The 12,788-nt window shown below is 62.3% G+C and carries 10 protein-coding genes; 3 read left to right on the top strand and 7 right to left on the bottom strand.

The window, feature by feature from the left end:
- The first annotated feature begins 125 nt into the window (after window positions 1–125).
- Both AC1RLZ_RS28885 and hmgA read left to right on the top strand, forming a co-directional pair.
- Window positions 126–1,079, top strand: a complete 954-nt coding sequence (locus AC1RLZ_RS28885; protein ID WP_493191452.1) for an MBL fold metallo-hydrolase — start codon at window positions 126–128, stop codon at window positions 1,077–1,079.
- A gap of 61 nt (window positions 1,080–1,140) precedes the next feature.
- On the top strand, window positions 1,141–2,487 hold the full coding sequence (gene hmgA, locus AC1RLZ_RS28880) for a homogentisate 1,2-dioxygenase (RefSeq protein WP_493191451.1): 1,347 nt from the start codon (window positions 1,141–1,143) through the stop codon (window positions 2,485–2,487).
- A gap of 109 nt (window positions 2,488–2,596) precedes the next feature.
- Here the strand turns inward: hmgA and AC1RLZ_RS28875 are convergent, their stop codons facing one another.
- The 3 genes from AC1RLZ_RS28875 to AC1RLZ_RS28865 all read right to left on the bottom strand — a co-directional run bounded on the left by AC1RLZ_RS28875 (window position 2,597) and on the right by AC1RLZ_RS28865 (window position 6,053).
- A complete protein-coding gene (locus AC1RLZ_RS28875; RefSeq protein WP_493191450.1) occupies window positions 2,597–2,908 on the bottom strand; it encodes a DUF1272 domain-containing protein in 312 nt (103 codons plus the stop codon).
- Window positions 2,909–3,001: 93 nt separating this feature from the next.
- On the bottom strand, window positions 3,002–5,434 hold the full coding sequence (locus AC1RLZ_RS28870; RefSeq protein WP_493191449.1) for a spermine/spermidine synthase domain-containing protein: 2,433 nt from the start codon (window positions 5,432–5,434) through the stop codon (window positions 3,002–3,004).
- Window positions 5,435–5,576: 142 nt separating this feature from the next.
- On the bottom strand, window positions 5,577–6,053 hold the full coding sequence (locus AC1RLZ_RS28865) for an Lrp/AsnC family transcriptional regulator (protein WP_493191448.1): 477 nt from the start codon (window positions 6,051–6,053) through the stop codon (window positions 5,577–5,579).
- Window positions 6,054–6,187: 134 nt separating this feature from the next.
- Here AC1RLZ_RS28865 and hppD point away from each other — a divergent pair, with 134 nt between their 5' ends.
- Window positions 6,188–7,312 (top strand): 4-hydroxyphenylpyruvate dioxygenase, encoded by a 1,125-nt coding sequence (gene hppD / locus AC1RLZ_RS28860; protein ID WP_493191447.1) that lies wholly within the window; start codon window positions 6,188–6,190, stop codon window positions 7,310–7,312.
- 82 nt (window positions 7,313–7,394) lie between these two features.
- Here hppD and AC1RLZ_RS28855 read toward each other — a convergent pair whose 3' ends face one another.
- From AC1RLZ_RS28855 to AC1RLZ_RS28840, 4 genes are all read right to left on the bottom strand, one after another.
- Window positions 7,395–8,504: a CaiB/BaiF CoA transferase family protein gene (locus AC1RLZ_RS28855; protein WP_493191446.1), complete on the bottom strand. Its 1,110-nt coding sequence runs from the start codon at window positions 8,502–8,504 to the stop codon at window positions 7,395–7,397.
- 181 nt (window positions 8,505–8,685) lie between these two features.
- Complete coding sequence (locus AC1RLZ_RS28850) at window positions 8,686–9,486, bottom strand: FAD binding domain-containing protein (protein ID WP_493191445.1); 801 nt, start codon at window positions 9,484–9,486, stop codon at window positions 8,686–8,688.
- Between the two features lie 12 nt (window positions 9,487–9,498).
- On the bottom strand, window positions 9,499–11,853 hold the full coding sequence (locus AC1RLZ_RS28845; RefSeq protein ID WP_493191444.1) for a xanthine dehydrogenase family protein molybdopterin-binding subunit: 2,355 nt from the start codon (window positions 11,851–11,853) through the stop codon (window positions 9,499–9,501).
- Between the two features lie 88 nt (window positions 11,854–11,941).
- A complete protein-coding gene (locus AC1RLZ_RS28840) occupies window positions 11,942–12,427 on the bottom strand; it encodes a (2Fe-2S)-binding protein (protein ID WP_493191443.1) in 486 nt (161 codons plus the stop codon).
- Between the last annotated feature and the right edge of the window lie 361 nt (window positions 12,428–12,788).

Raw genomic sequence — 12,788 nt, 5'->3', positions numbered from 1 at the left:
CGCACGCGAACCCGGAATCTGGATGTGTTCATCACTTCGGGATTCCGGGTCTGCACTTCAGTCGGCGCTGCCGACTTACGTGCATCCCGGAATGACGAGTTTGGAATTCGCAGAAGGGAATTGAAATGACCAAGGGTTTCGCCTCCACGACCGACATGACCGAAAAGAAGATTACCTTCTCGGAGATCGGTCCCGATCTCTACGCCTTCACGGCCGAGGGCGATCCGAATTCGGCGGTCATTGTCGGCGATGACGGTTGTATCGTGTTTGACGCGCAGGCAACGCCGGCGATGGCCAACAAGGTGATCGAACGCGTCCGCACCGTCACCGACAAGCCGATCAAATATGTCGTGCTGTCGCATTACCACGCGGTGCGCGTGCTCGGCGCGTCCGCCTACAAGGCGCAGGGCATCGTCGCGTCGCAGGAGACCTATCGGCTGGTGGAAGAACGCGGCCAGCAGGACTGGGATTCCGAATTCGGGCGTTTCCCGCGCCTGTTCCAGGATGCCGGGAGCATCCCCGGCCTGACCTGGCCGACGCTGACCTTCGAGGGCGAGATGTCGATCTTCCTCGGCAAACGCGAGGTGCGTCTGATGCAGCTCGGTGCCGGTCATACGTCCGGCGATATCGTCGCCTGGGTGCCGGATGCCGAGGTGATGTTCTCCGGCGATCTCATCGAGTATCATTCGGCCTGCTATTGCGGCGATGCGCTGCTGCGCGAATGGCCGTCGACGCTCAACGAGATCCGCGCGTTCAATCCGAAGGCCATCGCGCCGGGCCGCGGTGATGCGCTGAAGGGGCTGGAGACGACCCGTGAGGCGATTGCGATGACGCGTGACTTCGTGATGTCGCTCTACGGCGCAGCCGAGATGTCGGTCGCCAAGGGGCGCAGCCTGAAGGAGACCATGGCGGCAACCCGCGATGTCATGGACAAGAAATTTTCGAGCTTCGCGATTTACGAGCATTGCCTGCCGTTCAATGTATCGCGTGCCTTCGACGAAGCCTCGGGGATCGACGACCCCGTGATCTGGACCGACAAGCGCGACCGCGAAATGTGGGCAGCTCTTCAAGGCACATGATCCCGAAAAATGGATGCCGGTTGTCGGCCGAGATCATGCGCAAGACAAAGCGGAGGATGAGATGAACATCAACACTTCACCCGATCTGATCAGCCGTGCGACGTCCAACGTCACGCCGGGCTACATGTCCGGCTTCGGCAATTCATTCGAGACCGAAGCGCTGCCCGGCGCGTTGCCCATCGGCCGTAACTCGCCGCAGCGCTGCGCTTACGGGCTCTATGCGGAGCAGCTCTCCGGCTCACCGTTCACGGCGCCGCGCGGCAGCAATGAACGGTCCTGGCTGTATCGCATTCGCCCGTCAGTGAGGCATTCCGGGCGCTTCGAGAAGGCAGACGCAAAATTGTGGCGCACCGCGCCATGCCACGAAAACGATTTGCCGATCGCGCAATTGCGCTGGGACCCGGCGCCGATCCCGAAGGAAGACATGACCTTCCTGCAGGGCGTGCAGACCATGACCACGGCCGGCGATGCCGGCACCCAGGCCGGCATGGCGGCGCATGTCTATCTGATTACGACATCCATGGTCGATCAGCACTTCTACAATGCCGACGGCGAGATGATGTTCGTGCTGCAGCAGGGCAACCTGTTGTTCGTTACCGAATTCGGCCGCATCGATGCCGAGCCGGGCGAGATCGTGGTGATCCCGCGCGGCGTCAAGTTCCGCGTCGAACTCACGGGTGGTGCGGCGCGCGGCTATCTCTGCGAGAACTATGGCGGTGCGTTCACGCTGCCGGAGCGCGGTCCCATCGGCGCCAATTGCCTCGCCAATGCGCGCGACTTCCTGACGCCGGTGGCGGCCTATGAGGACAAGGACACGCCGACCGAGCTCTATGTGAAATGGGGCGGTTCGCTGTTTGTCACCACGCTGCCGCATTCGCCCATCGACGTCGTCGCCTGGCACGGCAACTACGCGCCGTATAAATACGATCTGCGCACCTTCTCGCCGGTGGGCGCCATCGGCTTCGATCATCCGGATCCGTCGATCTTTACGGTGCTGACCTCGCCGTCGGAAACCGCAGGCACGGCCAACATCGACTTCGTGATCTTCCCCGAGCGCTGGGCGGTGGCGGAAAACACCTTCCGGCCGCCGTGGTATCACATGAACATCATGTCGGAATTCATGGGCCTGATCTACGGCGTCTATGATGCCAAGCCGCAGGGCTTCACGCCGGGCGGCATCAGCCTGCACAACATGATGCTGCCGCACGGGCCGGATCGCGAGGCATTCGATCACGCCAGCAATGGCGAGCTGAAGCCGGTCAAGCTCACCGGCACCATGGCCTTCATGTTCGAGACTCGCTACCCGCAGCGCGTCACCGAACATGCGGCGACCTCGGCGACGCTGCAGAGTGACTATGCGGATTGCTGGAAAGGTCTGGAGAAGCGGTTCGATCCGAACAAGCGGTGACACGCCGGCCGTAGGATGGGTAGAGCGCAGCGAAACCCATCAATCGATTGAACAGAGGTGATGGGTTTCGCGAAGACGCTCTACCCATCCTACGATTCGGCGCCGGGTATCACCGCTCCGCTGGCGGAATATCCTTGATACGCGCCGAATGCGCCGCGATATCCTCGAGGCTGTAGGACAGATGCACGCGCTTGTCCGACGGTGGTCGCTTGGCGACTGAAAGGCCTGGGCGCCATTCGGTGGCCGGCCGGATGGGACGCGGGGCGAAACCGCCTCCACAATTCGGGCAGACATTGTGGAGCTTGGTCTCCACGCAATCCGCACAGAAGGTGCATTCAAAGGTGCAGATGCGCGCGTCGCGTGCCGCGGGCGGCAGGTCCTTGTCGCAATATTCGCAGTTCGGCCGCAGCGCCAGTGCCATGAGCATGCCCTCCTGATCTCGCCATTTTTACGATCCTGGCAGAACCGCGATGGTTCGTGAACTGCCAGCAGTCATGACGCCGGAAGGCGGGTGCTACGACGCTGCGTCCGTGCGCGGGATGTTGAGTCGCCGTGCCCAGGCGATGCCGGGATCGCGCGAGAACAGCCAGGCGAGGGCGTAGAAGCCGATCGCCAGCAGATAGAGGAACGCAAAGCCGAAATACATCGAGTTGTATTCCATCAACCCGCCGAACAGCGCGCCCATCAGGTTATAGGCCAGTGCGGTCGAGATGTTGACGCTGGCCCTGCCGATCAGGCTCGAGAAGATGATGCCCGAGAAGAACAGCGGGATCGTCAGCAGCACGCCGCTGAGCGCAAGGTTCGCCCATGGCGAGGCGAAGGCGATCAGCGTGTGGTTGCGCGCATAGACGTAACCGACCAGCAGACTGATGAGCAGGCCGCAATAGGCAAGGCCGGTGCGCTGGAATGCGTTTCGCTGCACGATCAGATTGGCCAGGAAGGCCATCACCAGCACCATGATGATGGTCGCCGCGATCACGAACCATGTGCCCCCGAGATGCAGCCCCAGTTCGGTGATGGCCTTGGTCTCCACCAGCATGAAGCCCGCACCAAGAAAGAAGAACGGCAGATAGCCGCGCTCGATCGGGTCATTGAGGCCGATGGTCTTGCGCACGAACATCGTGCTCAGCAGCATCACCATGCTGAGTGCGATGAGATAACTGACGGGATAGGTGCGGCTGATCATGTAGAAGAACGGCCAGTCGTCGGTCGGAATGCTGGCTTCCGGATAGGGCTGCGCGTAGCGCTGCGACACATCCGTAAAGCCGATGGCGGCAAACGCCTCCATGTTCGGCAGCACCGCGTCGCGGCCCTTCTGCGCGACAAACGCTGTCGTCGTGCTGGAATCGTAGCGGACGCGAATGGCGAGCGGTTTGCCGGCGCCCGGCAGCCCCTGCAGGATGTGCGACAGCTTGAAGCCGAGGGATTCGTTGGGCAGCGCAAAGGCGATGGACATCACGCCGTCGGGCTTGAGGAGCCGGAAGGCTTCGCCGATACCCTCGCGGGTATAGACATAGGAATCGACCCGCAGGTTCGATGCGTGGCTGAGTGCCGTGTGGGAATCCAGCACGCCATAGATGATCAGGTCGTAGCTCTGCTGCGCGGTGCGGAAGAAGTTGCGGGCGTCGTTGATGTGCACGGTCACCCGCGGATCGTCATAGGGGTGCTCGGGGTGATTGCTGCGGCCGAGATGGATGATGGCGGGATCGATCTCGATGGCGTCCACATGGGACGCGCCCATGCGCAGCGCCGCCGCGACGTCGTTGCCGCTGCCGGCGCCGACAATGGCGACGCGCTCTGGCTTGGTCTTGAAGTTGAACGGAAACTCGTAATAGGTCCGCACATAGCGGTCCTCGGCAGATTCAATGCTGCGGTGGCTCTCCGCGAGATTGAACACCTTTTGATAATAGGAACCGCCTGAGAGGATGTTCATCAAGCCGTCGGCTTTCGCCATGCGCTCCAGCAACTGGTAGGGCGAGTAGATTCGCTGGGTCTCCGGCTGCACCGGCCAGGCCAGCACGATGAGCAGCATGCAGAAGCTCGCAATGCCGATCGGCGAGCGGACATCGCGCGACAGCACGCAAACAAGCAGAATGCCGCCGGCCGCGGTGAACCAGATCACCGGGGGCAGCCAGAACAGGCTCATGACGAACAGCACCAGCACGCCGAGGATGCTGCCGACGAGATTGAGGCCGTAGGCCTTCAGGGCGTCGGTTGCGTGCAGCAGCTTGCCGCAGAGCTGGCCGACCGGATAGCAGATGCAGGCGCAGAGCACGAAACTCATGGCCAGCAGCAGGTAGACCGGAATGCTCTGGGCAAACAGCGAGAGCCAGTCGAGCCGATCCATATCGATATTGATCGAGGTCTGCTCGTGCATCGGCAGGCCGGCGAAGAAGCCGTTGCCGGCGCCTATATCGTAGCGCAGCAATGTTATAACGCTGACAAACAATGCGAGCATCGGCAGTACCAGCGCCGGTGCGCAAGGTTGTTTCTCGGAGACGGCGTAGCCTGCCCCGAGGCCGAGGAAGCAGGCCAGCAACGTGAAATTCTTGAAGAACGAAAATACCGGAAACACCGATGCCAGCCAGCGGATCATCACCAGTTCGAGCAGCAGGCTCACCATGGTGACCAGCACGATCAATCGCAATTTCTCCCTGGTGCTCATGCGCGCATAGCCGGCTTCGAAGTCGGTGCCGAGCAGTGTGATCTGGCGACTAAGCGGCTTTGCGATGAGGGGCGGAGAGACGATGATGGCCAGCGCCGCTGCGCCCAGCAACACGCGCACCAGTGTCAGCAGTCCATCGGTGGCCGTGATGCCGTCGCTCTCGAACAGCAGACGCAATGCCAGCAGGGCATAGGCGAAGACGAGAGTGCCAAGGCAGATGCAGAAGAAGCGAACGAGCCGGTGATTGGCGTTCTCGGTCGTGCCAGCGTCGCGTCCGCCCATGTCTGCTCTTTCCTGCAATGTCTTGGCAGTATCGAGTGCCCGATCAATTCGGATCGGAACCAGACCGGTCTTGTAGGCGCATCGAGTTAAGAACTGATCAATCGGTGGTTGCGGATTCGGCTGTGTTGCCGGCCTTTGGCTTTCAGGCGAGGGCGGATTTCAGCGGCAGTTTCGATGTTTCCTTCAACCGGTCCAGCACGATCGACGAGCGCACATGCGCTACGCTCTGATGCGGCATCAGCACATTGTTGACGAGATCGGACAGTCCCTTGAGATCGCGCAGCACGGCCTTGAGCACATAGTCGGCATCGCCGGTCAGTGAGTAGGCTTCCTGCACCTCGTCGACCCGCTGCACCAGCATGCGGAACTTCTTGGCATTGTCGGGCGAGTGGGTGGCCAGTTGCACCTGGATGAAGGCGATGACGTTGAAGCCGAGCGCTTCGGATGAGAGGTCGGCGTGATAGCCGGAAATCACCTTCTCCTCCTCGAGCCGCATCCGCCGCCGCGAGCATTGCGAGGCGGACAGCCCGACGGCATCGGCGAGCTGCTGGTTGGTCAGCCGGCCGTCATTCTGGAGTGCGGCCAGCATCTTGAGATCGAAAGCGTCCACCGCGATCATGCGTTAAAAGCCTCTTACATGCGTGAAGCGTGCATGAATGTCGCATATTCCATTCCAGTTTGCATGCACCTTGCGTCGTAAACGACCCACACTCCAGGCAAGCGATAACAGCAAGCCAGCTTCGGGAGATCACCATGGGTCCGTTTCCGCATGACGCGCCGGCCGCGACCATCTCGGCACATAATCCGATGGGCACCGACGGCTTTGAATTCGTCGAATACGCGCATCCGAGGCCCGAAGAACTCCACGCCCTGTTCAAGCTGATGGGCTACGCGCCCGTCGCAAAGCACAAGACCAAGAAGATCACCGTCTATCGCCAGGGTGACATCAACTATCTCGTCAATGAGGAGCCTGGCACCCATGGCTTCAATTTCGTCGCCGCGCACGGTCCCTGCGCGCCGTCGATGGCGTTCCGCGTCGTCGATGCGCAGGCGGCCTTTGATCGCGCGATTTTGCTCGGCGCCGAACCGGCCGATGCTACATCGGCGCAGAAGACGCTAGACGTGCCGGCCATCAAGGGCATCGGCGGCAGCCTGCTGTATTTCGTCGATCGCTACGGTGCCAAGGGCTCGGCCTATGACCAGGAATTCGAATGGTTGGGTGCCAGGAATCCGCGGCCCGAAGGCGCCGGCCTGTTCTATCTCGATCACCTCACCCACAACGTCCATCGCGGCCGCATGGATGTCTGGACCGGCTTCTACGAGAAGCTGTTCAACTTCCGCCAGATCCGCTTCTTCGACATCGAAGGTCGTGCCTCCGGCCTGTTCTCGCGCGCGCTGACCAGCCCCGATGGCAAGATCCGGATTCCGATCAACGAGGATGCCGGCGACGCCGGCCAGATCGAGGAATATCTCAATACGTATCACGGCGAGGGCATCCAGCACATCGCCTGCGGCGTGACGGATATCTACACGACCATCGAGAAGCTGCGTGCGGATGGGCTGCCCTTCATGCCAGCGCCGCCGGACACCTATTTCGAGAAGATCGATGCGCGGCTGCCCAAGCATGGCGAGGATGTGTCGCGCCTGCAGAAGAACGGCATCCTGATCGACGGCGAGGGCGTGGTGGCAGGCGGCGAGACCAAGGTGCTGCTGCAGATATTCTCGGCCAATGCGATCGGGCCGATCTTCTTCGAATTCATCCAGCGCAAGGGCGATGACGGCTTCGGCGAGGGCAACTTCAAGGCGCTGTTCGAGTCGATCGAGGAAGACCAGATTCGGCGCGGCGTGCTACACGTGGCGGACAAGACCGCGGCGTAGTCTCCGACCTCTCAACCGTCATGCCCGGCCTCGTGCCGGACATGACCTCGAGAGATCAGAGGGTAATCATGAGTGGCTGCGATTACGCGCCCTGCCATTCCTTCACCGCATCCCCCAACTCCACTTTCACAGCCGGCCTTGCCGCCGACGGCGTGCGCGAGAATCGCGGTGCGGGTGCGGGCTGTGTCGCGCCCTCGTGCTGGATGAAGACTTCGCGTGCGACCATATGCGGATGCTTGGTCGCCTCTGACATGGTCAGCACCGGCGCGAAGCACACATCGGTGCCTTCCATGATCCTCGACCACTCGTCGCGGCTTTTGGTCTTGAACACCGCGGTGAGCTTCTCTTTCACTGCGCCCCAGTTTGTCGGGTCCATGTGATTGTCGTAGCAGGCCTCCGACAGCCCGGCGAGTTCACGCAGTTCGGCATAGAATTGCGGCTCGATGGACCCGATCGAGATGAAATTGCCGCAGCTGCATTCATAGACGCCGTAGAAATGCGCGCCGCCGTCCAGCATGTTGCTCTCGCGGGCTTCCTTCCAGCGGCCCGCCGCGGTCATGTCGAAGAACATGGTGATCAGGGATGCTGCGCCGTCGCACATGGCCGCGTCCACCACCTGGCCCTGGCCGGAGCGGCTGGCTTCCAGCAGGGCGGCCAGCATGCCCATCACCAGATACATCGAGCCGCCGCCGAAATCGCCGACCAGATTGAGCGGGGGCACCGGCTTGTCGGCGCCGCCGATGGCCGCCAGTGCACCGGTGATGGAGATGTAGTTGATGTCATGGCCGGCAGCCTGCGCCAGCGGGCCATACTGGCCCCAGCCGGTCATGCGGCCATAGATCAGCTTTCTGTTGCGGCCGAGCACCACATCGGGGCCGAGGCCGAGGCGCTCCATCACGCCGGGGCGATAGCCTTCCACCAGTGCATCGGCGCCATCCAGCAGCGACAGCACCTGTGCGATGGCGGTCTTGTCCTTGAGGTCGACCTCGATGACCTTGCGGCCGCGTGACGCAGCGCCCTTCGGCATCTGCTTCGGGCGCACCAGCGTGATCACCTCGGCGCCCATATCGGCCAGCAGCATGCAGGCGAACGGGCCCGGGCCGATGCCTGCGAATTCGACGATCCGCATGCCCTTGAGCGGGCCGGTGGCTTTGGTCTGTGGTCGCGACGACGCGATGGTGGTGTCCTGCACTTGCGTTTCCCATGCTTGATATTGGTCGTCGATGGCGACGAACCGATTTGCCGGAAACTGTCTATGCTGGAGATGACGAGGGCAAGAAGCTTTTGGCCGCAATCCTGCATGCGGCCATGCTGCGGCACTGCACAAAAAATGCGCGCGATTTCTCGCGCGCATTTTGCCGTTCAATGGAATGTCAGCTCGCCGCTTCCACTGCGCGCTGTGCCATCACCTTGATGAGATTGGCGCGGTATTCCGCGGAGCCGTGGATGTCACCCATCAACCCGTCGGCGGAAATCTTCACGCCATCCAGCGCGCCGGCCGACCAGTTCGCTTTCAGCGCCGCCTCGATGGCCGGCACGCGCATCACGCCGCTCTGTGACGCGCCGGTGGCAGCGACGCGGACCTCGCCGGACTTCGTCTGCGCGACGAATACGCCGGTGAGTGCGAAACGCGACGCCGGATGGCGCATCTTGGCGTAGCCGGCCTTGGCGGGAATCGGGAACGACACGGATGTGATGATCTCGTCCTCTTCCAGAGCGGTCGAGAACAGGCCCTGGAAGAAGTCGTCGCTCTTGATCTCGCGTTTGTTGGTCTTGATCGTGGCGCCCAGCGCCAGCACGGCGGCGGGATAATCGGCGGCGGGGTCGTTGTTCGCGATGGAGCCGCCGATGGTGCCGCGATAGCGCACGGCGGGGTCGCCGAGCACCGAGGTCAGATGCACGATGGCCGGGATTGCCTGCTTGGCTGCGGCGCTCTGCGTGATGTCGTAATAGGTCGTCGCTGCCCTGATGATCAGTGCGTCGGCCGTTGCCTCGATGCCGATCATGTCCTTGATCCGGGCGAGGTCGATGACATCCGATGGTGCCGCAAGACGCTGCTTCATCACGGGGATCAGCGTATGGCCGCCGGCGAGATACTTCGCCTCCGGATGTTTGGCAAACAGCGCTGCGGCTTCATCGATGCTGGCGGGGCGGTGATAAGTGGTCTCGTACATGATCGCTCTCCCTTATTCCGCGGCCTGCTGCAATTGCAGCGCTTCCCAGACACGGCCGGGCGTCGCCGGCATCTCGATCTTGTTGTGGCCGAGCGCATCGGTGATGGCGTTGATGACGGCGGGTGACGAGCCGATCGCGCCGGCCTCACCGCAGCCTTTCACGCCAAGTGGATTGCCCGGACAGAGCGTCGTGGTGTGCGACACCCGGAACGATGGCACGTCGTCGGCGCGCGGCATGGCGTAATCCATGAACGACGCCGTTACCGGCTGGCCGTTGTCGTCATAGATCGCGCTTTCCAGCATCGCCTGCCCGATGCCCTGGGCGAGGCCGCCATGGACCTGACCTTCGACAATCATCGGATTGATCAGCCGGCCGAAGTCATCGACGGCCACGAAGTCGACGATGTCGGTCTTGCCGGTGCCGGGATCGATCTCGACCTCGCAGATATAGGCGCCGGCCGGGAAGGTGAAGTTGGTGGGGTCGTAGAACGCGCCTTCCTTCAGGCCGGGCTCCATGCCATCAGGCAGATTGTGTGCGGTATAGGCCGCGAGCGCGACCATCGGCAGCGCGATCGCCTTGTCGGTGCCCGCCACCTTGAACTCGCCATTCTCGATGACGATGTCGCCCTCGGAGGCTTCGAGCAGATGCGCGGCGATCTTCTTCGCCTTGGCTTCCACCTTCTCCATCGCCTTGAAGATCGCGGACATGCCGACCGCCGCCGAGCGCGAGCCATAGGTGCCCATGCCGAACTGCACTTTATCAGTGTCGCCGTGCACGATCTGAACCTGGTCGACGGAAATGCCGAGCCGCCCGGCGACCAATTGCGCGAAGGTCGTCTCATGGCCCTGGCCGTGGCTATGCGATCCCGTCAGCACTTCGATGGTGCCGACCGGATTGACGCGGACTTCGGCGGATTCCCAGAGGCCGACGCCGGCGCCGAGCGAGCCCACCGCCTTGGACGGCGCGATACCGCAGGCCTCGATGTAGCAGGAGAAGCCGAGGCCACGGAGTTTGCCGGCGGCTTTGGCTTTCGCCTTGCGCGCGGGGAAGCCGGCATAGTCGATGGCCTTCAGCGCGGCATCGAGCGAGGCGCCGAAGTCGCCGATATCATAGGCCATGATGACGGGCGTCTGATGCGGAAACTGCGTCACGAAGTTGATGCGGCGCAATTCGGCCGGATCGACCTTGAGCTGCCGTGCCGATGTCTCCATCAGCCGTTCCACCAGATAGCTCGCTTCCGGGCGTCCGGCGCCTCTGTAGGCATCGACCGGCGTGGTGTTGGTATAGACGCCCATCACCTCCGCATAGATGGTCGGGATGTTGTACTGGCCCGACAGCAGGGTGGCGTAGAGATAGGTCGGCACCGAGGACGAGAACAGCGACATATAGGCGCCGAAATTGGCGTGGGTCTTCACCCGCAGGCCCAGGATCCTGTTGTTGGCGTCGAACGCCATCTCCGCATGCGACATGTGATCGCGGCCATGGGCGTCGGTGAGGAAGGCCTCGGTGCGGTCACCGGTCCATTTCACCGGACGGCGCACTTTCTTCGAGGCCCAGAGTGCGACCATTTCCTCGGGATAGATGAAGATCTTCGAGCCGAAGCCGCCGCCGACATCGGGGGCGATGACGCGCAGCTTGTGTTCCTGTGCCACATTGTAGAACGCCGACAGCACGAGCCGCGCCACATGCGGATTCTGCGAGGTCGTATGCAGCGTGAAGTGCTCTTCCGCCTCGTCATATTCCGCGACGGCCGCGCGTGGCTCCATCGCATTCGGCACCAGCCGGTTGTTGGTCAGGTCCAGCGAGACCACATTCGCGGCCTTGCTGAAGGCGTCATTGGTCGCCTTCTCGTCGCCGATCGCCCAGTCATAGACCACATTGCCCGGCGCTTCCGGGTGCAGTTGCGGCGCGCCCGAGGCGAGCGCTGCGGTCATGCTGCTGACGGCGGGCAGCTCTTCATATTCGACGACGACCGCTTCGGCCGCATCCTTCGCCTGGTTCTTGGTCTCGGCGATCACCACGGCGACTGCCTGACCGACGAAGCGCACCGTGTCCGGCGCCATCGCCGGCCATGCGCCCATCTTCATCGGCGTGCCGTCCTTGGAGGACACCGCCCAGCCGCAGATCAGGTTGCCGATCTTGTCGTCCACCAGTTGCTGCGCGGTGAGCACGTCCACCACGCCCGGCATATCCTTTGCCGCGGAAGCGTCGATGCCCTTCACTTTCGCATGGGCATGCGGACTGCGGATGAAGTGCGCGTGGGTGAGGCCGACGATCTTGACGTCGTCGACATAGCGGCCGCGGCCGGTGATGAATCGCTTGTCTTCCTTGCGCGCAACGCGTGCGCCGATGCCTTCAACGCCCATCTCATGGGTCTCCCTGCCGGAGTTTTTGATTGTCCGCGCTTTCCATCGAAAGGCGCGGTTGGCTCAGCTCAGATCAATGCACAGCGGCTCATTCAGCCGCTTGCGCAACCTTCATGCGTCCGGCGGCGTCGAGCACCGATTTGACGATGTTGTGGTAGCCGGTGCAGCGGCAGATATTGCCTTCGAGCTCCTGGCGGACCGTCGCCTCGTCGAGATCGCCCGCATGCCGGTTTACAATGTCGATCGCCGACATGATCATGCCCGGCGTGCAGTAGCCGCATTGCAGGCCGTGATTGTCGCGGAACGCCGCCTGCATGGGATGTAGCTGGTCGCCCTTGGCGATACCCTCGATGGTGGTGACATTGGCACCGTCGATCTGGCCGACCAAAGTCGTGCAGGACTTCACGGCCTTGCCGTCGATATGCACGATGCAGGCGCCGCACTGGCTGGTATCGCAGCCTACATGGGTCCCGGTCAGATTGAGATTTTCGCGGAGCAAATGGACGAGAAGGGTTCTGTCTTCGACCGTGGCAGAGACCGATTTGCCATTGACCGTCAGTTTCACTGTGGACACGCAGACCTCCCGATATTTTTTAATTGGTCTAATTAGAAGCGCGGGCCGGGGAGTTTGCAACTAGCATTTTGGTGGGTGCTTCACCGTCCCCGGGAGGGGAAGGGTCGATGCGAGCGTAGCTCGCAGCGGGGTGGAGTGAAATCACAAGCGACGCAGTGTGCGGTCTCACCCCGCCCCGTCTCGCATCCGCTTCGCGGCTACGCGCCGACCCTCCCCCTTAAGGGGAGGGTCGGCGCGTATCTCTCGTGCAAATTTGGGCCTTCAACTTCCATGCCCGCAATGCTCTAGCAGTCTGCTGAAAAACCCCTCGCGGCGGCGCTGATTTACTGATTCAATTTGATGGTGAATCGGTGGAGGTCGG

The organism is Tardiphaga sp. GW822-FHT04G09 (assembly GCF_058800725.1).
Note: the sequence above shows the minus strand (reverse complement) of the source record. Positions and strands in the feature narration are given on the sequence as shown.